The following is a 22,127-nucleotide window of genomic DNA, read 5'->3' as shown; positions in this document are numbered from 1 at the left end:
CGGGCGGGGGATAGAGGACAAAAGTGGGAACCCCCGCCCGACGAACGAGCCGATACGGTGAGAAATCAAATGGAACAGGCGATCGTGACTCGATTCGTCAAGATGATCGCCCGTTATTTTCAATAAACTTGTCGGATGGTTAAATTAACCCGTTTTTTGCCGTTTAGAATGCCCTTAAAGCCGTGAAAGCGGAGTCGATCGTCCTCTCCCATGATGAAAATATCTCCCGGCTGTAGGGTAATTTCCTCGATCGGATCGTGGCGATTCAGTCCGCCTAGTTGAAAGATTCCCGATGCGCCTAAAGAAATCGAGATGATCGGCGCGGTCAAATTCCGTTCACTATTATCCTGATGCAATCCTAATTTGTTGCCCGGTAGGTATTTATTGATCAGGCAAGTTTGAGCTTGATAATTAGCCGGGATATATCCCTGTAATTTGAGGTAGTCTATCAGGGTTAAGAGGCTGGGGGTCAGGGATGCCCAGGGTTTTCCAGTGATGGGATGAAGGGTAGTGTAGCGGTATCCAAGGGTATCGCTAATCCAGCCCGTCTCTCCACAGCAAGTCATCTGATAGTGAAATTTCGCTCCCGATTTCATGGTGGGTGTGAATAGGGGCGATTCCGGTAGCACTAGGGTTTGAATTTCTCGGATTAGCGTGTGTTGTGCCGTTTTGGTCAGTAAGGGTAAATGGTGAATGGTCATGAGTTTTTCCTCGTTTTCTCAGTGATCTTGAAAGTAAAAAAGAGACTCTTATGAGCCTCTTTTTCCGTTTCTAAAATTTGATTACTCGATAATTTATTCCGTATGTCTTGCATAATTCGATCATGTGAGCCGTTCCTTTCGATTTCCCGTCCCAAAAGATAACGGCATGAGTTGCGTATTGTGCCATTTCTTCATTTCTTAAATATCCAGCCCGCTTCCCGTACTTTTTCCAATCCGCGGAAAATCTTGTTAGGGTCAATCCTTTCTCTTCCGCGTATCTTTCTCCCAATCGATCCGCTCCTCTCGCCGTACCGCTAATAATTTCTATATCTGAATGTTTTCCGATATAGAAATCCAGTTTTTCTTTTAATAAATTATAATCCGTAAAATCCCTGCGGTGTTGCTGAATTAAGCTATGAATCAGTAAGGAATAGGCACTTCTTGAAACTTCAGATAATGAATTAATAAACGAATAGAGTATCCTAACATTTCTGTAGACTTAGAATAGCAGAGTGTTTGGCGATGCAATCGGGCTAGATAATGTCTTAAACGTGTGTTCTCACCCTCTACTCTGGTCATATAAGTCTTACTAATTATATGGTCGCCCTCTGCTATAAAACATGGATAAACTGACCATCCATCACTCACATAAAAATAGCATACCCAAGACTTAACTAATTCCCATAATGGGCGAAACGTTTCGCTACTATGGTCTCCGATTACCCAACCTAAAATTCCTTTTTTAAAGTGGTCAAAGGCTGTCCACACCCAGATTTTGTTTTTTTTGAGCCAACAAAGGTTTCCAATTCATCCAGTTCCCCTACTTCAGGAATTGTTTCTGGGTCATAGGAACCCCTGGCAAAATTCAAGCACAGATTTTACCCAATTAATTACGGTCGTATGATGAACTCCCTTTAGCCTTTCTATTCCTCTAAATCCCATCCCATTAACATAGGCAGTTAGGCATTCTCGCTTCGTTTTTTCGTCATAGCCTTTCTGTTTTTCATAGTTATCAATAAATTGACGGCCACAGGTTACATAAATATGATTTTGTTTACCTTGTTTATTGATGCCATTTTTACGGATATGGGTAGATTTACATTCAGGGCATTGCATTTTGATTTCCTCCATTCATATCTCTATTATGCAACGCCAGAAATGTTAGGTTCGGACTTCCTTTCCTCAAAAACCATCGATGTGGCCGCTAAATTTCAAGTCAAAGAAGGGCTGAATTATAGGGCGGGTAACGGCTGTGAGTGGTATGTCAGGGTAGAACAGGCTACTTGGGATCGGCTGCTAAGATACCGAAATCGCGTCGGTACGGCAACCATCGATGGGGCTATCAAACGAATGTTAGAAAGTATCGAGAACAGCCCACCCTAACGGAACCTTAACTTGGTTTGAGCTGCTCACTTAACGAATTTTTCGAGGTTCTCACTTAACGATTCGTTAAGTGAGGGGAGAATTGAAACCGACTATGGACATAACCCGATCCTTAGAGAGCGATCGATGACGTAGTGATCATCTTTCTGGGGGAGCAAATGATTTATCGAGTATTAACACGGAACAATTACAGATTAGAGAAACCAATTTTCAATCACTAAACCTTCTAAATCTTGAAAATCATCAACATTATTGGTAACTAAAGTCAAATTGTTGGTAAAAGCAATAGACGCTATCTGACCATCGACAAAAGCAGGACTCTTACCGAATTTAGACAATCTTGACCTTTCCCGTGCGTGATATTGGGCTGATTTTAAGTCATAATCGAATAAAGGTAGATTGGCTAAAATAACGTTATTTACATAATCCTCTAAGTCTTGGCGTTTTTTAGACAGAGGAAGTCGAAAACAACCAAATAATAGCTCATGGATTACCAGAGTAGCTGTGGCTATTTCCCGTTTAGATAATCTTAGCTTCGTCATGACCTTCTGATTCGGGTGAGGTCGTTTAGCCTCTGACAAAATATTAGTATCTAGCAAATATTTGAGAGTCATAAACGAACATTTCTCCCCGTTGACTTGTCGTGTAAATTATCAAAACTATCATCATCAATACTTGCCAAATCTACTCTTTGTCTAAAATCTTGCAAGGCTGACCAAAAATCATTAACCTCTCTAATTTCCACTAATAACTCTTCATTATCAGGAAAATCAACTTCCTCTAATAACTCAATAGTTTTGCCTTTTTTAATTCCTTTAACTAACATAATATCAACTCCTTCTAAGCTTAACTAGCTACCAGCAAAAATTGTTTCATCAATAGAATTATAGCACTTAATAGAATAATTGAAGATTTCGGGAGTCACAGCGCTCCGAATTGTCAGAAAGATTGAGGAAAAATTAAAATTTTATTCCGTTCAAACCATGTAATTATCCCTACCTAAGGGTAAGCGCACCCAAAACGCTATTGACAATTAGCCAATTTTGTGAGCAGCATGGGCATTTCAAGTGACGAAGGTTTTTGTTGATACGGCAGCTTGGTTCGTTAAGTGAGGGGAGAATCACTCGGACAGTGGATAAGACCTTATCGTTAGGCAGCGATCGATGACGAAAGATTAACAGAAACGTAAGAAAGTATCGAGAACGGCCAACTTTAATCAAGGTCAATATTCTGTTTAGATGTTAGTCACGACGATTGAAAATTGGTATATAATTCAACTAATTACAAATCGTTATTTTGAGGGGCTTTGTCATCGGGAGTGCAGATGACTTACCTATCCCAAAAACCTCTGTACCTCGTTGATTTGACACTCCCGTTGCACGACATAAATTTTCCATCCTTTCACCGAAATTCCTCCTTACAATGATAGTTAGAAATTAGGAGATTTATCCTTATCATCGAGAAGTCAGTTAATTTTTATTTATGATTTAATCGAAGAATGGAAATTTGAGATGGTCTGGGAAAATGTAGCCCCTCTAAATGAAGAAAATCAAGAGCTTATCCTACTGAATTAGTAGGGCAACCTCCTGAACAGTATGGAGATAAAAATTATTAAATTTTATTCTATTTTGATGTCAACTTTTATCAGGGAATTTCTCTGTGAGAGTTTTGCCAAAATAATATTGACACCAAAACTCAGCAATTTCTGCGACTAAAGGAGCGGATTCAGAAGTTAGTCCACTGCCACAGCTTGAGTTATAGCGTTCAGCATAATCTCTCGCCATTTGGTAACTCCAATAAGGATAATCTGAACTTGTCATACAGCGCAGGGCATCTTCAATTATTAAGGCATATTTGTTATTGATGACACGAATTTGTGTTCCAAATCTTATGTGTCTTTCCCAACCTTGAATTTGTTCTAGTTGGGTTAACAATTTATGCAAATCCTGCCGTTTATCTGGAGTTGGATATTCTAGGTAATCTTCCATTTTTTCAACAGTATGGTTAATTAGTTGGCAGTGTTCTGTCCAAGCTTCTTCTCCAAGAAAAGACCTGGTAGTTTGATTAGATTCCATCTGTTTGACTACCAATTTAGCTAGGTACAGCGCAAAATTAGCGGCAGCTTCCTTTTCTTGGCAAAGACTTTTGAGACTGGTGAGCCTTGTGACATTGAGGGCATATTTGGTTTGGTATAGTTCCCTCGCTGTCTCAACCAATTTGCGAATTTTAGGAGCAATATTCTTATTAGTTTTAGTATCCATTATTCGTTTCTCATTATTTTTATTATGCCTTCTTAACGGTTCTTAGTTACTTGGTATGATTCGATCAGGGGGCAGAAATCGGCTAAATCCTTATCTGGCAAAAGATTTAATTGATTAGTTCGCTCTAGACAAAATACTTGATAAAAATCGCCAAACGTCTTTCTCTATAAGGGTTTCATCTCTTATAACCCCAGTCCATTGTACAACACAAACTGAAGAAACAGACAGCAATTCTAAATTTGCCCTGTAGCAAGGCTTTTGGGAGTTAGTTCCCATAATACGGGGTAAAATTCAATGGGATGGCGAATTTCATTTCACGAGTTTTCGGGTTTCTGACGTGATAGTACACCCAAAGTTGCCCCAAAAATCCCACTTTAAAATGTTCTTTAAATCCCTAAAAGGTTTGCTGTGTCTAAAACTGAGAATTGCTGAGAAACAGAAGAGCCGGCACTTTAGGGTGCGGAATGTGGGTTATAATGTCAATCAATTACTCTGGGAGCGGGAGCATCTCACCTTTGCAACCCCTAAATCAGGTTTTTATGTCAAGCTATTTTGAAAGCCTTGCTAGAAAACAGTTTTAGGAATAAGTATAATTACTCACTTGCATAAATGAGATGCTCCCTCTGGGATCTGGGAGTGTTTAACCAGTGTCCGTAACGTTAGTAATTATATTAGACAAGAAATTGAGGAAACCTTATCTCTACCTATCGAACAAATAGAAAAATACAAAACACAAAAACGACAAAAAGTAATTCAAAACACAAGCAAATATAATCAAAACCAGTCGAATCTTAGCCTTGGCTCTCAAGCAGTGTAAACGTATCTTAACAATTCTTGACAAAATGAACTTTATGTGAGTCGCTTACCCAGAGGACGATTCAGGTATATTTGAGGAGAATTGGCCATCTCAATTGTTAAGCAAAAATTAGCCAAATGGGTCGATTTCGTGACTATTCTGATTGACTGGTATAACCTGAAATGCCCATGCGGATTACAAAATTGGCCAATTGTCAATAGCTTTTGAGATTCTCTCACCCTAGGTTCTCAAGCTAATTCAAACTCATCCCAAAAATTTATTATGAATCCAGAAAGTTTCTTACTGCAAACGGAAGTTACATCCCTGATTTTAGCTCTCAATCTATTTGCTATTAGGGTAAATGTTGCCAGTGATCGCCAAGAAGTTCTAGAAAATGCTGGTATCGATATGGCATTTATCAGCAACCTGAGACAGGACACTAAACCTAATATATTTGCTCAGGCATTAGTCGCAGCGTTTAAAACCTATTGCGTCTCCAATCAAAGATTAGACTATCATCCAATGGTGCGCTTTCTCAAACACCTGTGCGAGTTAGCGCCAATTTATCAACTAGCAGATAAAGATGTGGCTTTATTTACCAGATTAGTAGAAAGGGGAGAAGAAAACCTCAAAGCTTTAACTGCTCGCAGTACGGTTGGTAGAATCGAATCACCGAAAGGGACAGGTATTGGTACTTCTGTATTAATTGGCAAGAAAATATTACTCACCTGTGACCACATTTTTACTAAAAGTCGGGCGCAACAAGCTTGGGTTCGCTTCAATTCCACTCCTAACAGTTACGCTTTAGATTCCGATGTCTTTGAACTGGATCTCAATTGTGCAAATCGTTCCAGTCGAGAAGATTATGCCTTAATCCCCGTTAAAGGCGAACCGAAACAACAGACGGCGATCTCGACTGATGCTATATTAGATAGTGGACAGGAAATTTGCTTGATCCACCATCCCCAAGTACAGCACGTTGTGGTTTCCGAATTGGGACACGTAGTGCAAGTGGGAGAAGATTACATCGACCACAATATTAGTACCGACGAAGGTTCCTCTGGTGCGCCCATCTTCAATCGGGACTGGAAATTGGTGGCGATTCATCGCGGACATCCAGGAATCTTGGGGCGAACTCTCGTCCCAGGAACGACATCAGGGCTTCCCCTGCGTAGCTTCTGGACTCAAATTGAATCTCACCTATCTTAATCGTGGTAAGGAATGCGCTTATGAGTTTGTGGCAAGATTTTGCAGAAATGTTCCGGCGTGACTCGAAGAAATATCAGGCACTTTTCCTGCCAGATTATCGGGTGGATGTGGCTTATGATGGGACGGGAATTAAAGCTGGAAAAGCTTACTGTCGCCTTTGGTTGGTGGAGATGCGCCTAGCAAGAGATGTGGATTGGTTTAAACAGCGTTATCCAGTGGTTCATGCTGCTATTCGCTTCAATTACGGCGGCAAACCCGTTACAGTCCCCTATCTGGCTGAACCGGGATATTTACGGGAATTAGCAGCCGATAACCTGGATAGGGTGATTCAGTGTAACTATCCCCTGACTCCTCTGTTTCCCTTCAATGAGGGTTTAGTGGAGTTGCAGGCGGGTTTGTTTACTTTGGCAGCGAGTGAACCCATTGGCAAGTTTATCAAGACGATGGGGCGGTTTTCTGCGTTATTGCCTGTGCCAGAATTTTCATCGGTGTTAAAGATTGCAGAACCCGTTTATCGCGGGATTGAAGACTTAATCGGTATTGGGAATAGTCAGTTAGAATTGGGGTATCAACAAACTTTTTCGGAAAAAGGGGGAGGGGGAAACAATGATCTGAGAGCGGGGTATTTTGTGGCAATTTTAGCGGAGGAAAATCAACTTAATGGGAGTACGCTTTGCGTAGTTAACGACAGTTTGAAGGTGGGTTCGCCAGGACAGACGAAGGTGTTTGTTAAGGATGGCAAGTCCCTAGAAGGCTATAGTTATATGCTCTTTCGGATTGAGATGCGTACTGCGCAGGATTGGGAGTCATTGCAAAGTATTAAAGAGTTAGTTAATCAGACTCAAGATGCAGTTTTTAAAGGAGAATATCAGGAGGTAAAAAAGACCCTATTGCCTGCGATTAGAGCAGCTATTTATCGTAGTGCTGATGTGACCAAATCTGACCGCCGTGCGATGGTGCTGAAGGTTGAGGATTATTTGCGGGAAATTGGCTTGCAAGGGGTAACGGAGGGAAAGCGCTCTCTTTATTCGATTATGCAGCGACCTTTACCAACTGTGGATGCAGAGACGGAGGCGGAATTGGCAGGGTTAGAAAGGTTATTTAAGTGAAAGGGTGATATAATTAATTATTTATATTCCTAATGATTATTATGAATATTGGATAAATGTCTATTCCATCAGAAATTACTGCTCTTGTTGAGCAACTGAATCAGGAACTAGAGCTAACTGAACAGGAGGCTAGGGAGGGATTAACTCAACTCAGACAGATTATGTTACTTTTCCCCAACAACGCTTTATTAATTCAATTATTTGCCTATTTCAATACAGCTATGTTCTTCGTAGACAATTCCAGAAGGCGCATCCAGACTACAGTAGGACAGGTTTCGGCAGAAAATATTTCGCCAGAAGTCATTCAGGAGGCTGGAGAAGATTTAGCAACCTTGTTGGGCGAGACATTGGAGACTAAGATAAGAGGTAGAAACATTATTAGACGCTTGGAGGATTTGCAATGAAAGAACTACCGGATGAAAAAACGCTGACTGAACTGATTGAACTTGGCAAAAGCTTTGAAGACCAAGCGAGAAAGTTGTATGAGATGTCAGAGGCGTTTGCTCAGAAGTGGGAGAATCGAGTAGGAGAGAGGCATTTAGAAAAGCAGCAAGCAGGTAAGACTAAGTAAGAGCGATCGCTGTATGTCATCAGATAGTGACTTTTGCTGGGGGTGAATGCCAAGATGGAGGGGAAGTGGAAGGACTCAACTGCCTCAGTCCTCCAATGTCTCGTTTGGGGCGGATAGTTGAGGCTAAAATGAGTAGGATGCGAATTCTTGCTATTTTGGAAGAATTGAAACGACTTATGGTTGGCTTGGGAGAGTGATCGATGGAATTTTTAAATGACAACGAAAAAATCCAACTTCAGCGAATTTTAACTAGGAGTTCACAACTTCTAACTCCTGATGACCGCAGTAACTTCTTAAAATTATGTGGTCTAGAAAAATATTCTAGTTTAGTTCAGATAGATAAATCTTTAGATAAGTTTGCGGTTAGTCTGTTGGCTACGCTCTCAACAGTTTATATTGCTGACAAACTAGGATTAGTCATTTTTTTGGAGTTCCTTAGCCAGATCGACTCCAGTTTATCTGACAGCGATCGCCAATTTATTCTCAATCTTATTGATAAGTGGGAGAATTCGCCTCCGATATCAAGCCATGTAACCTTTGAGCAGCAAGAATTTAATATGAACCCACAAAAATCTAATACTGACACCTCAAAACAGCACGACCAAGTTTTTATTAGTTACAGTTACCAAGATCAAGAATGGTTGGAAAGACTCCAAACTATGCTCAAGCCACTTACTCGGAATCGGAAAATTTCGGTTTGGGATGATACCCAAATCAAAGCTGGTTCTAAGTGGAGAGATGAAATTAAAAATGCTCTAGCAACGGCAAAAGTGGCTGTACTAATGGTGAGTCCGAATTTCCTAGCATCTGACTTTATCGCAGAGCATGAACTACCTTCGTTACTGAAAGCTGCTGAACAGGAAGGACTGAAAATCATTTGGGTATGCGTAAGTGCTTGTATGTATAAAGAAACGGAAATTGAAGCTTATCAGGCAGCACACGAGATTTCTAAGCCACTAGATAGCTTGAGTCCAGCAGAACTTAATCAGGTATTAGTTAATATCTGCGATTACATTAATAAAGCAGCCAATGAACCTCCTTCAAACCCTCAGACGGCTCACTGACTTGGTGCTCGTCAGTGAGCCAGATTACGAAAAAAAAGGTGCATATCCTCACTACAGTCCTTCTATTGGTTGTAGTCCCTCTAGCAGTAATACTGGAAGCAATATTACCCGTAAGGCTGCTGCAAAAATGGGAGCTAAAAGCGATTGATGGGTTAATGCGGCTAAGACCACCAGAAAAGCCAGACCAGCGTTTATTGATTGTTGAAGCGACAGAAAATGACTTGCAAAAATATGGCTATCCAATATCAAACGATAAACTGACTGAGTTAATCGAAAAACTAGAGCAATATCAGCCAAAAGTTATTGGGGTAAACATCCTCCGCGAACAAGAGTTAAAGAATCGCCATAATCTAATTTATACCTGCAACCATCGATTAGGAAATGACCCCAATAGCCCAGGGAATCCTCCACCACAAGGAGTTCCTAAAGAGTACATAGGCTTTAGCGATGTAATAGAAGATTCAGATGGTGTTGTTCGTCGTCATCTTTTATTTATGAAACCAGAAGCAACATCTCCTTGTCAAACACCATTATCTTTCAGTTTTCAACTAGCAGCTTATTATTTAAATACCCAAGGAATTGAACCTGAGACAACTCTAGAAGGTTACACGAAATTAGATAAAACGATCTTGAAAAAGTTAACTGCTAATACCTGGAAATCAAAACTCTTAACGTGGACTAATGTATTAGAATTTGTCACCACACCGTTGAATAGTAGTACAGGTGTTTACGGAAATGAGGATTTAGGAGGATATCAATTATTACTAAACTACCGTTATACCCAAGAAAAAAGAATTGCTCAAAGAGTTACTTTTGAATCGGTGTTAGAAGAAAAAGTTGTATCTGATGCGATTAAAAACAAAATTATTATCATTGGCTATACTTCTAAAGCTCATAATAGATTTGACTCTTATACACCCTATAGTGAAGATTCATACAAAGAAATACCAGCAGTAGAACTTCAAGCACAAATGGTTAGTCAGATTATTAGTGCAGTTCTAGCTAATCGTCCTCTTCTGTCATTTTTACCTAAATGGGGAGAAATCATCTGGATTTGGAGTTGGATTTTAGTAGGAGCCTTAATTGGTTGGATTTTTTATGGAAAGTGGTCTTGGTTATTGCTCAGTGACAGTATTGCAATTATTATTTTAGTAGTATCCTGTTGGGGGCTGCTGATATATGGTTATTGGGTTCCATTAGTGCGACCATTTTTGGCATTGATAATTACAAGTGGAGGTGTACTTTTGTTTCTTAGTAAGTTTGGATAAGCAATAACATTAGATAACCAGATTTTAATCATGACTTGGATAACATGTCTTAACTCATCAATAAAACTTTTCTTTCTGCTTATTTTGACAGGTTATAGCATGAATAGCAACTCCTTACCACTGCGAACTGAGTCAACCACAGCAGGTACTCTCAAGCAAGCCTCGTCTAACTCGAGTCCAATCGGAGTGCCACTAAAATATAATCCGCCAGTCGATGATGCGCCTAGCGGTAGAAAACCGACAGCAGGCCGTGATGATTGTCCAAGTGTAGATAAACCTCTTACAGCCTTAGTTCCTGAGTATTATTTAGGATTAACCGCAGCAGAATTTCCAACTTTTTGGTTTTACATTCCTTATGGTTCCAATGCCATCAAATCAGCAGAGTTGGTACTGTGGGATGAACAGCAAAATAAGATTGATGAGGTAACTTTTTCAGTTACAAATACGCCAGGGATTGTTAGTGTTCGCCTGCCCAAAAAGGCATTAGAGATTGGCAAAAGATATAGGATAGACTTCTCTGTGACCTGTAATGGTGGAAATAGCAACGCCCCAGGTAGCAAACCAATTGTCAAAAGTTGGATCAAGAGAGTTAGTCTAGATGCTAACTTAGTTAATCAGTTAAAAGCCGCAACAACACCAAGAGAGAGATATGTTTTCTATGCTGCTAATAGCCTGTGGTATGAAGCTTTAACTGAATTAGCTGAACTCCGTCAAGATAAACCTCATGATCAAAAGGTTACTGCTGATTGGGAAGCTTTATTAAGTCAACAGGAAATCAACTTGTCTGAATTAATCTCAGAACCCATTGTTTCCTGTTGTACATCTAAATAATCTTGACGAATCTCAAAATTGAATGCAAAAGTGGGAGCATCCCACTTTTGCAGTAAGTATAAATACTCAAAAATTCAGGAAAAATGCTCTCGCCTTAAACAATCTACTGGCGGGAGGCTTCGCCACCGCGTAGCGGTTCGCGTCTCTTAATCAAATCTAACATTGTTAAGTTATACTCATTGTATTCAACATTACGCTAATCGGCGAGGCTTAGTGATTCCCGTAGCGTGATCTTAAGTCAAGCTCGTTGATAAAGTAATAGCTATGCGAATCTTCAAACTATGCCTCATCGCACTTATCACCTTCCTGATTGCAGTGGAGATCCCTTTCTTGATTAATGATGTAGTGTCCTTTTCCATGTCACCAGTTTTAGCTCAAACACCTGCTGCTCGGAAAACAGAAGCCGATCAATTGCTGAGGGAAGGGATTGAAAGACTACAGGAAAAAATGGACACTAATCAAGCCGATGCAACCTTAAATCTTTTCCAGCAAGCTCTCACTATTTACCGAGAAATCCAAGACCACAGAGGAGAGGGACAAGTGCTAAAAAATCTCGGTAATTTTTACTATTTACGAGAAGACTATTCTAAAGCTCTTGACTACGCGCAACAGACTTTAAAAGTAGCAAAAGAAATTCAAGACCGCGATTTAGAAGCCAGAGCTTTGAACAATCAAGGACTCGCTTACTATTGGCAGAAAAACTATCCTCCAGCCATTGCTTCTTATCAGGAAGGTTTAGTTATTGCTCAAAAAATTGCCAACCGAGAACTGGAATTCTTACTTAGCTATAACTTAGCAAATGCTTACAAATACTCGAAAGATTTGCCAAATGCCATTAATCTTTATCAACAAGCGTTGGTTATGGCGCGAGAACTTAACAACCTTCCAGGACAATATGGCATTTTAAATAATCTAGCTGGAGCCTATGAAGATGCGGGAAACAAACCCCAAGCCAATGAACTTTATCAGCAAGCCCGAAAAATAGCGCAACAATTAGATATAGATACGATGAACAGCCAACCCACGAAAGAAATAGAAGGGATAAGAGTTCCTTCTACCTTTAACATTTCTCTCCAAGGAGAAACAGATGGTCAATCCTTTGGCACTCTTTCTGGAACTCTGGAAATTCAACCTTCTTCTTCTGGAGATCCCAATCCCTTTCTAGTATCACTCTACATGAATGCGGCGAGTCCTGAAGAACTGACAATCGGCAGTTTATTTTGGCAATCCTATTTACCAGATCATCCGCAGAGGCAAGAACACTATAGCCAAATTACCGTTACTAACGGTCAGGTACGCATGGAAGTCAATCCTAGTGAGGGATTCCGTAGCGATTTCACTTGGTTTACACGGGGTTCGCTAGTAGATCAGCTTAGAAAGTTAGACGAAGAACTGAACCAGATTAATGAAGAAATTAATCAAAGAAATGAAGAGCTTGGTCAACCTAGAATAGAAATAGATTCAACCGAAATTCCCAATCGACCTAATCGTTTGAGAGTTGTAGCTAAAAGTGGAATACTTACTTTTTCGATTCAAGGAAATCAAATTTCTGGAACAATCAATGCTTCGGGAATTTCAGATGAAGGTCAATCCAGCACCTATCGGGCTAAGTTTACAGGCGAGATAGTAACGAAAAAATCAGAAACGACTGCTCCCAATCCAACAAATGAGAACAATATTGTTACTAAACCAATCAAAAAGCAGAGTTTGCCGATTTTTCAATCTCGTTTGTTACCAGTACCATCTGCTAGACAAAAGGGGATAACCAAAACGATAAAGGCTGACTTATCAAAAGCGAAAGTAACACTATCGCTAACAGGGACAAAAGAGCCTCAATTTCAGAATCTTCAAGGAGCATGGTGGGGAACAGAACAGCTACAAGTGATGTTTTTAGGCGCAAATTGGATATTTTCTGACGATAATACCTTTGTTTTTGCTCCCCCTCCAATGGCTAATGTCAGCGACGATTTATATCCGATATTTGGTACCTATTCAAAAGTTGACAACATCTGGAAATTTCAAGGGGAGCGTCAATGGGGAGGTTCTAGTACCTCCGTAGATGGCACAATCTTTCTAGAAGGGGACAAAGCAGTTTTAGATGCAATATATACTGTCTCAGCGATGGATTCTCAAAAGATTGCGAGGATTTCTCAAACACTATCCCAGGGAAACGTTCAAGCTACTTATAGTCCACCCAAAACAGAAATCGAAGGGATAAAAGTTCCCTCAGTTTTTAAAATTTCTCTTCAAGGAGAAACAGATGATAAATCTTTTGGAACTCTTTCTGGAATTCTCAAAATTAAGCCAAATCATTCGACGAAAAACCCTAATCCTTTTGTAGTAACTTTAGAAACAGATGCACGAGACAGAAATGGTAGCCTTTCTTGGATATCCGAAGAGGTTTTATCCTCGGTGAAAAGCCAAATAACCGTAAATAACAATCAGGTTTCTTTACAGCTTAAATCAAGTCCAAGTTCGGGAATATTTCCCGATTTAACTTGGTGGGCTTTTCCCTCTAGTCGTGTAAACGAATCAAACAACTCTCCTTTAGTAGTTACTGGTATTGAAGGAGCTTTAATTTTTAAAATTCAAAATAACCAAATTTCAGGAACAATTAAAGCTACAGGGAATAGTTCAGCATGGCAGTCTAGCACTTATCAAGCAAACTTTACAGGTGAAATAGAAACTCTCCCTCCTAGTTTTCAAGGTGTTTGGCAGGAAAAATCTTTGGCAGCTTTCGGAGAAGTTACTCTACAACAAGATGGAGAAAAAGTTTATGGAACTTATACAGGGCATGGTGGGGGAACAATAGAAGGAATAGTTCAACAAAACAGATTAAATTTTACTTGGAAAGGTTCAGATAAAGAAGAAGGGGAAGGATTTTTTCGAGCAGTTTCTGGTGGTAGAACTTTAACAGGTATTTTGGAAACTGAAATCAGCCCAATTGAGAAGAAAAGCTTTCTCGCTGAACGAACAAAAGAATCTTATAGAAACCCTATTGCGACAGAACTTGCCGAAGATAAATGGTATCTAAAAGATTTAGGAGCAGATTTAGTTCTTCAAGGTAGATGCGAACAGGCTTTGAAACCTTTAGAAGAAGCATTAACACTTTACCAACAAGAAAGAAGCAATACGAAAACCTATATTTCTACAATTTATGGTTACCTCATAGACGAAGCAAATCTTATTAGAAATCTTACTCATTGCCATTTTCAACTTCAAGATTATGAAGATTTAATAACCAGTTTGGAAAATGCGGTGGAAATCCGACAGGCAATGAATCAGACAAAATATTTATCTCTTCCTACCCCACAGCAAGCAAATCTTATTCGGTCAGTATTGGCAAATTATGTAGAAAATTGGAGACAAAGATTAACCAAGGATGCAGATAAGATTGTTGCGTTAGATAAAGCACAACCCTTTCTTCAAAAACTAATTACGTATCTAGTAGAGTTGGACGCTAAAGAAGAAGCTTTACTAGCATCAGAAATTGCCAGAGCCAGGGCATTTGCCGATCTACTAGCAACCCAGGTATCTCCCAAATCAACTCGCCCAATTACAGCTAATCCACCAACAATCAAACAAATCCAGCAAATTGCCAGGGAACAAAACGCTACACTGGTCGAATATTGGATTGTTGGGGATGAGTTAATAGAGCCAAACAAACTGCAAACCCAAGAATCAACCCAAGAATCAGAACTTTATATCTGGGTCGTTCAGCCTAACGGTAAAATTGAGTTTCGCTCAGTTGATTTAAAATTTTCAGGTAATTCTCTCAACCAAATTGTAACTGAAGCTCGTGAATTCATGGGTGTAGGGGGAAAAGCTCGTGGGAACACTGTTGAGCCAGAGTTTAAACCAGGTGATTTAGTTAGACTCAAGACAGATCCTCCTTATTATCTACGAGAAGTGGTTAGCGTCTATTCTGAACGCAATTCCGTCGCAGTTAGAATTGTTGATAAGAAGCCAAATGCAAATCCGCCGGTTCGTGAATTTCTAGTTAGTGAATTAGAAAGAGCTTCCTCTCCCATCAACATCAGATTACAAAAACTTCACGAGATCCTAATAAAGCCTATTGCTCAATTGTTGCCTACCAACCCAGAAGCCCATATTATCTTCATTCCTCACCAAGAACTGTTTCTCTTGCCGTTTCCTGCGCTCCAAGACCAGCAGGGGCAATATCTAATAGACAAATACACTATCCTTACATCTCCCGCAATTCAAGTTTTGGAGTCAACTCATAAGCGACGACAGCAAGTTCCAGGAAAGGCACAAGAAGTTCTTGTGGTGGGCAATCCTAGTCCGATGCCCGGAGACTTTAAACCGATTAAGGGGTCAGAAGAGGAAGCAAAAGCTGTTGCCAAACGGCTAAAAACTCAGGCGATTATTGGTCAAGAAGCAACTGAGAAAAACATTAGACAGAAATTATCTCAAGCACGGTTGATTCATCTGGCTACTCATGGCAAGTTTGATGACCGAAATCCTTTACAAGGGGCGATTGCACTAGCTCCTAGCAATGAATACGATGGACTTTTAACGGCAGAAAAAATTCTAAACTTAGGCTACCAAATTAATGCAGAATTAGTTGTTTTGAGTGCTTGTGATACAGGGCAAGGAAAAATTTCTGGGGATGGAGTTATTGGTTTATCCCGTTCCTGGATGGCTGCTGGGGTTCCTAGTATTATTGTCTCCTTATGGCAAGTACCAGATGAAAATGCTACGCCATTATTAATGGATAAGTTTTATGAAAAATATCACGAGAATAATTCAGATAAAGCCAAGGCTCTCCGAAAAGCAATGCAAACAACAAAATCTCAATACCCTGAACCAAAAAACTGGACGGCATTTACCCTAATTGGTGAGGCTAATTAAAAGGCGTTTCATAATCAAATCTAATAACGAAAAGTGAAATTTTTAACCTACAAAGAAAGTAACCAACTTCAGAAACTTCTCATCAGTAATGCAGTCCTGCAAACCGTTGATGAGGACTTTCGCCGCGCCTTGTTCACCAACTGCGGACTAGGCAAATACTGTAGTCTAATTCCGTTAGATAAACCTCCCTTTCAATTTGTAATTATCCTGTGCCAAAAACTCTCAGAAGTTTACATTACTGTTGATAGTTCACAAAGATTAGGATTGGTCGTTTTATTAGAATATATCAGCCAAATCGATTTAAACTTATCCAATGACGACAAAAATTTCATCAACTATGTCATTACCAAATGGGAACAACAGCAGAAAGCCAGCACTCAGAAACCACAAGGAAGCCAAATCTCTAGCCTACTCACTCAAGGACGCGAAGAATCAACTACTTCAGTACAACAAAGCATCAAAATTGACAGAGGTTTAATTATCAACTATAATCTAGACAAAATGATAGGAGACTTTAGACAACAAGTGGGATATGAAGGCGCTTTTGTCTTTGCTGTTGCGGGTGAATTTGTGATTCTAGAGCAATATATTATCGAACGCATACGGCGAGAATTGAAACAGAAAACTGGACGGAAGAATGAACGATTAGAAATCAGCCTCTACCGAGATAGTATAGCCACTTCTGCCGACATTAAAAGTAAGTTTTTGGAAAAACATCAACTTGAATGTTTTACTGATTTATTTAAAATTCAATATAATTCTGACCTTGTGCTGATCATTTGGAATTATGACATTCCTCCCAAAATTATCAAGTCCCTGTCCCAAGATTTTTGGACAGATACCCATTCCTCTATTGATCCTTACTTAACAGGAAAGAGCCGTTGTTTCGTGATTCTTTGGGCAAATCTTCAGGGAAAACGGATCCTGACGGGATTTCCTGCTTTACCAACTCCCAAACGGTTCGAGCCTGATGACCTCTTGCCTTGGTTTCGCGGTCAACTCCAAATTTTAGGAATTGAGGAGAAGGGAATTGAAAACTACCTAAAGCGATTGGAAAGCCAATATGGTAATTTAATAGGAACTTACCAGGAAATGAACCAAATCGTCCGCGAACTACAAGGTAGTTCTAAACTGTATGGATGACCTTGAAAAACGACAATACACGGGTGAGGGCAAATGTCCCTACCAACCGCTTACTGATGCTTGGCGGGAACCTGAACCTTACGTTGCCTCCCAAACCCTAACCAATGCCGTCAATACTGCCCTTTATTTGCGCCGTCCCCTGTTGCTGGAAGGAGACGCTGGCTGTGGCAAGACGCGACTCGCCTATGCAGTGGCTTATGAACTAGGTTATCCTCTCCATTCCTGCTACATCCGTTCCACCAGTCGGGCGCAGGATTTGCTCTACGACTATGATGCCTTGGGGCGGCTGTACGACATTCAGGAGCAAAAAGTATGGGAAAATCGAGCGGAACCTGAGCTTAGTAAGCAACAGAAAGTCAAAAGTAGCGATCGCCAGCCATCCCCCTCACTGAATCAATTTCCCTTGCGGCAAAAGTACGTTACTCTAGGAGAGTTGGGAAGGGCGATTGAACAGTCAGAAAAGGACATCCCCTCGGTGGTGCTGATTGATGAGATTGACAAGGCGGACATCGATTTTCCTAATGACTTGCTGCTGGAGTTAGATCGGTTGCAATTTCAGGTAAAAGAAGTACCTCAGATGCGCTTTGATGCTCTCAAAGGCAAGATGAGGAAGGAAAGGCGGCCATTTTTGCCCCTGATTATCGTCACCAGCAATCGCGAGAAGGAACTGCCCAAACCGTTTTTGCGCCGTTGTTTGTATTACTACATCGAGTTTCCAGAACAAGCGACGCTGAGGAATATCCTCCAAAGTCACTTCCAACCCCAGCTTACGCCCCTATTTGAAGCTGCTGTCAAGAAATTTTGGGAACTTCGACAGTTGAGGAGTTGGCGCAAAATACCGGGGACGAGCGAATTTTTGGATTGGGTGGCAGTATTGGAGGAACAGGAACGGGTAAAACAACTGACAGCCAAAGAATTGGCAAGCACCCATCCGGTGAATTTACCCCGATTAGAAACCCTGGTGAAAACCCAAAGCGATTTGGATGCGCTCAATCAACTGAGGGCGCAGAATGACTAAGATAGAGATAATAGTAGCAAGACTGATTAACCAGAGTCCCTGAAGAAGGAATACTATGAATCCAATTCGTGGCTATACTATGCTTAACTTTCTAGATTGGCTAGAAAAACGTTATCCACATCTAACTTCTTTACGCCATCTCAACGACAATGAATTGTTAGAGTTGGTCAATGAATTTGAAGGTGGAAAGTTAAAAAATAATCAGCGACTGACAAACAAGTGGCTGGATGGCTTTGATTTCCTTTTTAGAGGTCGTGAAGATTGGGAAGGATATGCTTTTGCAAGAAACAAGCTTAACTTAATTGAAATACGTTCTAATCGTCTGTTTCAAAAATTTAAAACAATGGGAGCAAGCCTCAAAAATCATAATAGGCAAGGGCGTGACGTATTTGAAAGATATAGAGAAGTCCCTCTGCATGGGATTTTTTTGTACACATCAGAAGATGATAATATCGAAAATTACATTTTGCATAATTGGGGAGCATTAGATACTCTCTCTGGAGAGTATTGTGATATTTATCCTAGCTTGGGGCAGTTTCATAATTTAGAGGATGCTTATGATTATATAGAAAACCTAAATGTCTTAAAAAGAACTAGATTTATTGAGTATTCCCAATTGCCCGGTCTTTTCTTTTGGGATAATTCAGGAAATACCGAATACATTCCCTTAGAGCAAGATTCTCAACAAAGCCAGATAAAATTTATCGTTAGAACTATTTTTGAGGCAATTAGAAAGAAACCAGTAATTTCTTCAATCACTAGAGCTAAAGAACAACTCATCAATAATGAGTTTACAGATAGCCATGAGAATTACTCGAATTTAGCCAAATTTCTTGATGCTGATGAAATTGTAATTCTAAAGCAAATTTTAACCAGAAGTGAACTTCTTCAAACTGCCGAGGAGCGCAAAAATTTCCTTAGCCTTTGTGGGCTAGAAAATGCTAGTAATCTAGTTCAATTAGATAAACCTTTGAATCAGTTTTCTATTAGTATTTTGGCTCAACTTACAAAGGTTCATTCTCAAACTAATTCTTCAACAAGACTAGGATTATTTGATTTTTTGGAGTTGCTCAGTAAAACTGACTCTAGTTATGATGAAAAAGATAGATCTTTTTTTGAGTATGTCATTAATAAGATCGAGAATAAGATAGAACTAATTTCGCCGCAAACTCAGGGTGCAGAATGGCCAAGTTAGATACCTCACTCTTTCAAGTCTTCGAGCGGTTGCGCCGCAATGGTATCCCGTTGGGAGTATCGGATTATCTAGAAGCCATTGAAACCATTCGCGGGGGGATGGGATTAGAAGATAATGACCGTTTTAAGGAACTGTTGCGCTTATTCTGGGCGAAATCGCGGGAAGACCAAGAATTATTCGATACTGCCTTTGCCGAATTAGTCGAACCTCACCTAAAAATTATTACCACGCCGATTCCCCGAACTCCCACCAGCATCGGGCCGCCACCGACAACTCCCGAACCGACAACCACAGCCCCTCAGCCTCCCCCCAGTTCCCCTGAACCGCAGCCTCAACTCCAACCGCAGGAAGTGCAGCAACCGCAGCCGGAAAAAGTAATACTACCTGCTAGTGCGGTCAAGCAGTCCTTTGTCTTGAAGACTGATTTTACTGAAAGTCCCCATTACTACCAATTAACGCCCCGATTGCCCCTGAATCGGCGGGATATGGCGGGAGTGTGGCGGCAACTGCGCCGCCCCCAGCGAGTGGGCGTTCCCGAAGAATTGGATGTTGAAGGTACGATTGACAGCATCTGTCGCACTGGCCTGTTGTTGCGCCCAGTATTGCAGCCCCGCCGCCGCAATCTCGCCCGTTTGTTGGTTTTGATGGACCAGCAGGGTTCGATGGTTCCCTTCGTCCCGCTAATTGAGGCAGCTATCGAAAGTATTTCACGGGGAGGGTTGCTGGGAAAAATTGACTGCTATTACTTCCATGACTGTCCCGAACAGTTTCTCTACCAGTGCTCTACTTTGACTAATGCTTGGCCTTTGGAGGAGGTTTTGCAGGAGAAGGCCAAGGGAAATAGTGTGCTAATTATCAGCGATGGGGGGGCAGCGCGTGGTTACTATGATGGTATGCGGGTGACGGATACTAAAACTTTCCTCCAAACCCTCAGCACCTACACTTACCTCTACGCTTGGCTCAATCCTATGCCTCAAAATCGCTGGCTGACGACAACTGCTGAAGATATTGCCAACATGGTGCCGATGTTTCCCTTGGAAAGAGAGGGGTTGGAGGATGCGGTGAATATTTTGCGGGGACATCCTTTTCCGGCAGGAGTGGGACTCAATGAGTAAGACGCTGGAAGAGATTATTACTTCTCCTAGTTTGGTGCGGGAAAATTGGCTGCCCACTGAGTTGGCGGTGCGGGAAGTTTTGGCGTTTGAACGGCGGTTTGGTCTGAGGCATTTAAAGTTAGCTTGCCATGCAGCTTTGCCTTTAATTTTATCTCCAGAGTTGGTCAATTTAATTCACCTGAATTTTTTGGAAGGGGAAGGGATTCCTTGGGTAGCTGAGGTGGATTTGCTGCTGTCGCCTCTTTGCCGTCCGGTTGATGAGGGTTTGTATGAGGTTGAGCCAGCCATACGGGAAGTTTTGTTGGTGGAGTTGGAGAATCAGTTTGGTTGGGAACGTCCGTTCACTTTGGCGAAATTTTTAGAGTTTTATTTGGCTCGCAAGTCTGGATTAAAGCTACGCCCACAAATCATTCAAACCCAACGGTGGATCGCTCAGGCTTATCTAAATCCTGATTTAGTTGTTCAAGAAATGACTCACTTATTAGAGTCAAGTTTATCTGAAGAAAATCATATCTTAGGACTTTCAGAGCAAATCCAAGTTACTAATACAGTAGAACTATTAGCCGAACCCCTTGAGAGAACAAATTATCACGAAGAATATCAATACTTAACTGACAACTCAAAAGTTTTATCAGAAATTTTTTATGGAGATGAACAGAAACTCAAAGAAAAAATTCAGCAAGAGCAAGCCGAGGGAGAAATAAGGGAAGAAGAGTTAAGACAGTTAGCCCCAAGTGTTCTTAGGCAATTGGGAATTAGTCGTGAAAGCAGAGAAGAAAAATTCAAAGATTTGTTCTCTTTAGAATTGCCTGCTTGGCTTCAAGAATGCTTGAGTGCTTATCAATCTGATTCTGGGCAAGATAAAAGTGAAGACAATGATCTAATCTGTCGTGCCTTCAACTTTGCCTATCAATTGCACAGAGGTCAATACTGTAAGTCAGGAAAACCTTACATCACTCATCCCATCGCCGTTGCTGGCCTGTTGCGAGATTTAGGTGGGAGTAGCACTATCATTGCGGCGGGATTCCTGCACGATGTGGTGGAAGATACAGAAGTAACTCCAGAAGAAATCGAGGCTAGATTCGGTTTCGAGGTGCGTAATTTGGTGGAAGCGGTGACAAAACTCTCCAAATACAACTTTTTCAACTTTTATAGCAAAACTGAACGGCAAGCGGAGAATTTTCGCCGAATGTTCCTGGCGATGGCTAAAGATATCCGCGTCATCGTGGTCAAATTAGCCGAACGCCTGCACAATATGCAAACCCTCGAATACCTTAACCCGCAACAACAGCAACGCATCGCCCTCGAAACTAGAGAAATCTTTGCTCCTCTGGCTAACTGTTTAGGGATTGAGCGATTTAAATGGGAATTAGAGGATTTATGCTTTAAATACCTCGAACCCTATGCTTATCGCACCGTACAGTTATTGGTATCGGAAAAACGTATCGATCGAGAGGCCCGCATCGAAACAGTTGTTAACACATTGCGGGAAAAATTGCAAGAAATTGGCATAAAAGTTCTTGATTTACAGGGTCGCCCCAAACATCTCTACGGCATTTATCATAAAATGCACAATCAAGGCAAAGAATTC

Annotated in this window: 19 protein-coding genes and 2 pseudogenes; 14 read left to right on the top strand and 7 right to left on the bottom strand. The window is 40.8% G+C overall.

Translation table 11 applies throughout. The annotated features are described in order from the left end of the window. Positions 1-119: 119 nt before the first annotated feature. The 3 genes and pseudogenes from LW728_RS11435 to LW728_RS11430 form a co-directional block, all read right to left on the bottom strand. Positions 120-701: an alpha-ketoglutarate-dependent dioxygenase AlkB gene (locus tag LW728_RS11435; protein ID WP_002803489.1), complete on the bottom strand. Its 582-nt coding sequence runs from the start codon at positions 699-701 to the stop codon at positions 120-122. Between the two features lie 70 nt (positions 702-771). Then, positions 772-1,110 carry a DUF2493 domain-containing protein gene (locus LW728_RS23205; protein WP_353736969.1) on the bottom strand — a complete coding sequence of 113 codons (339 nt, stop codon included), beginning with the start codon at positions 1,108-1,110 and terminating at the stop codon, positions 772-774. An 11-nt stretch (positions 1,111-1,121) separates the two neighbouring features. Beyond that, positions 1,122-1,817: pseudogene (locus LW728_RS11430) on the bottom strand (IS1 family transposase). Positions 1,818-1,859: 42 nt separating this feature from the next. Here LW728_RS11430 and LW728_RS11425 point away from each other — a divergent pair. Further along, on the top strand, positions 1,860-2,084 hold the full coding sequence (locus LW728_RS11425) for a hypothetical protein (protein ID WP_287664303.1): 225 nt from the start codon (positions 1,860-1,862) through the stop codon (positions 2,082-2,084). Between the two features lie 194 nt (positions 2,085-2,278). Here LW728_RS11425 and LW728_RS11420 read toward each other — a convergent pair whose 3' ends face one another. The 4 genes and pseudogenes from LW728_RS11420 to LW728_RS11405 form a co-directional block, all read right to left on the bottom strand. Then, a complete protein-coding gene (locus tag LW728_RS11420; RefSeq protein ID WP_103672762.1) occupies positions 2,279-2,698 on the bottom strand; it encodes a type II toxin-antitoxin system VapC family toxin in 420 nt (139 codons plus the stop codon). Beyond that, a complete protein-coding gene (locus tag LW728_RS11415; protein ID WP_287766728.1) occupies positions 2,695-2,910 on the bottom strand; it encodes a hypothetical protein in 216 nt (71 codons plus the stop codon). Before LW728_RS11415 ends, LW728_RS11420 begins: the two co-directional genes overlap by 4 nt. An 808-nt stretch (positions 2,911-3,718) precedes the next feature. Next, entirely contained in the window at positions 3,719-4,345 is a 627-nt protein-coding gene (locus LW728_RS11410; RefSeq protein WP_002803496.1) for a hypothetical protein, read from the bottom strand. Between the two features lie 32 nt (positions 4,346-4,377). Then, positions 4,378-4,573: pseudogene (locus LW728_RS11405) on the bottom strand (hypothetical protein). Positions 4,574-5,423: 850 nt separating this feature from the next. Between LW728_RS11405 and LW728_RS11400 the strand changes: the two are divergent. The 13 genes from LW728_RS11400 to LW728_RS11340 all read left to right on the top strand — a co-directional run. Continuing rightward, entirely contained in the window at positions 5,424-6,350 is a 927-nt protein-coding gene (locus tag LW728_RS11400) for a trypsin-like peptidase domain-containing protein (RefSeq protein ID WP_287766727.1), read from the top strand. A 20-nt stretch (positions 6,351-6,370) separates the two neighbouring features. Beyond that, a complete protein-coding gene (locus tag LW728_RS11395; RefSeq protein WP_287766726.1) occupies positions 6,371-7,459 on the top strand; it encodes a hypothetical protein in 1,089 nt (362 codons plus the stop codon). Positions 7,460-7,515: 56 nt separating this feature from the next. Further along, positions 7,516-7,863, top strand: coding sequence for a hypothetical protein (locus tag LW728_RS11390; RefSeq protein WP_002734085.1), 348 nt, complete (start codon positions 7,516-7,518; stop codon positions 7,861-7,863). Then, positions 7,860-8,030: a hypothetical protein gene (locus tag LW728_RS11385; protein WP_002731718.1), complete on the top strand. Its 171-nt coding sequence runs from the start codon at positions 7,860-7,862 to the stop codon at positions 8,028-8,030. The genes LW728_RS11390 and LW728_RS11385 overlap by 4 nt, the downstream gene beginning before the upstream one ends. A gap of 200 nt (positions 8,031-8,230) precedes the next feature. Next, on the top strand, positions 8,231-9,094 hold the full coding sequence (locus LW728_RS11380) for a toll/interleukin-1 receptor domain-containing protein (protein WP_123230295.1): 864 nt from the start codon (positions 8,231-8,233) through the stop codon (positions 9,092-9,094). A gap of 65 nt (positions 9,095-9,159) precedes the next feature. Further along, positions 9,160-10,362, top strand: a complete 1,203-nt coding sequence (locus tag LW728_RS11375) for a CHASE2 domain-containing protein (protein ID WP_176721691.1) — start codon at positions 9,160-9,162, stop codon at positions 10,360-10,362. Positions 10,363-10,548: 186 nt separating this feature from the next. Further along, positions 10,549-11,193, top strand: coding sequence for a DUF928 domain-containing protein (locus tag LW728_RS11370; RefSeq protein WP_287766723.1), 645 nt, complete (start codon positions 10,549-10,551; stop codon positions 11,191-11,193). A gap of 264 nt (positions 11,194-11,457) precedes the next feature. Beyond that, positions 11,458-16,065 (top strand): CHAT domain-containing protein, encoded by a 4,608-nt coding sequence (locus tag LW728_RS11365; RefSeq protein WP_287766721.1) that lies wholly within the window; start codon positions 11,458-11,460, stop codon positions 16,063-16,065. A gap of 33 nt (positions 16,066-16,098) precedes the next feature. Next, complete coding sequence (locus LW728_RS11360; protein ID WP_287766719.1) at positions 16,099-17,208, top strand: hypothetical protein; 1,110 nt, start codon at positions 16,099-16,101, stop codon at positions 17,206-17,208. Further along, complete coding sequence (locus tag LW728_RS11355; RefSeq protein ID WP_287766717.1) at positions 17,201-18,226, top strand: AAA family ATPase; 1,026 nt, start codon at positions 17,201-17,203, stop codon at positions 18,224-18,226. Before LW728_RS11360 ends, LW728_RS11355 begins: the two co-directional genes overlap by 8 nt. A gap of 55 nt (positions 18,227-18,281) precedes the next feature. Further along, on the top strand, positions 18,282-19,421 hold the full coding sequence (locus LW728_RS11350) for a hypothetical protein (RefSeq protein WP_130758525.1): 1,140 nt from the start codon (positions 18,282-18,284) through the stop codon (positions 19,419-19,421). Further along, on the top strand, positions 19,409-20,536 hold the full coding sequence (locus tag LW728_RS11345) for a hypothetical protein (protein ID WP_287766715.1): 1,128 nt from the start codon (positions 19,409-19,411) through the stop codon (positions 20,534-20,536). The genes LW728_RS11350 and LW728_RS11345 overlap by 13 nt, the downstream gene beginning before the upstream one ends. Continuing rightward, a partial coding sequence (locus LW728_RS11340) for an HD domain-containing protein (RefSeq protein WP_287766713.1) occupies positions 20,529-22,127 on the top strand: 1,599 nt, incomplete at its 3' end. The genes LW728_RS11345 and LW728_RS11340, both read left to right, overlap by 8 nt.

It is taken from the genome of Microcystis sp. 49638_E5, from assembly GCF_021300285.1.
Taxonomy (GTDB): domain Bacteria; phylum Cyanobacteriota; class Cyanobacteriia; order Cyanobacteriales; family Microcystaceae; genus Microcystis; species Microcystis aeruginosa_C.
The sequence above is the reverse complement of the archived record's forward strand: the minus strand, read 5'-3'. Positions and strand labels throughout refer to the sequence as shown.

Bases quoted from the DNA above. Each gene is read 5' to 3' on its own strand.
- LW728_RS11365 (WP_287766721.1), top strand. From the start codon at position 11,458: ATGCGAATCTTCAAACTATGCCTCATCGCACTTATCACCTTCCTGATT.
- LW728_RS11345 (WP_287766715.1), top strand. From the start codon at position 19,409: ATGGCCAAGTTAGATACCTCACTCTTTCAAGTCTTCGAGCGGTTGCGC.
- LW728_RS11400 (WP_287766727.1), top strand. From the start codon at position 5,424: ATGAATCCAGAAAGTTTCTTACTGCAAACGGAAGTTACATCCCTGATT.
- LW728_RS11350 (WP_130758525.1), top strand. From the start codon at position 18,282: ATGAATCCAATTCGTGGCTATACTATGCTTAACTTTCTAGATTGGCTA.
- LW728_RS11385 (WP_002731718.1), top strand. From the start codon at position 7,860: ATGAAAGAACTACCGGATGAAAAAACGCTGACTGAACTGATTGAACTT.
- LW728_RS11395 (WP_287766726.1), top strand. From the start codon at position 6,371: ATGAGTTTGTGGCAAGATTTTGCAGAAATGTTCCGGCGTGACTCGAAG.
- LW728_RS11425 (WP_287664303.1), top strand. From the start codon at position 1,860: ATGTTAGGTTCGGACTTCCTTTCCTCAAAAACCATCGATGTGGCCGCT.
- LW728_RS11420 (WP_103672762.1), bottom strand. From the start codon at position 2,698: ATGACTCTCAAATATTTGCTAGATACTAATATTTTGTCAGAGGCTAAA.
- LW728_RS11355 (WP_287766717.1), top strand. From the start codon at position 17,201: ATGGATGACCTTGAAAAACGACAATACACGGGTGAGGGCAAATGTCCC.
- LW728_RS11410 (WP_002803496.1), bottom strand. From the start codon at position 4,345: ATGGATACTAAAACTAATAAGAATATTGCTCCTAAAATTCGCAAATTG.
- LW728_RS11380 (WP_123230295.1), top strand. From the start codon at position 8,231: ATGGAATTTTTAAATGACAACGAAAAAATCCAACTTCAGCGAATTTTA.
- LW728_RS11415 (WP_287766728.1), bottom strand. From the start codon at position 2,910: ATGTTAGTTAAAGGAATTAAAAAAGGCAAAACTATTGAGTTATTAGAG.
- LW728_RS11435 (WP_002803489.1), bottom strand. From the start codon at position 701: ATGACCATTCACCATTTACCCTTACTGACCAAAACGGCACAACACACG.
- LW728_RS11390 (WP_002734085.1), top strand. From the start codon at position 7,516: ATGTCTATTCCATCAGAAATTACTGCTCTTGTTGAGCAACTGAATCAG.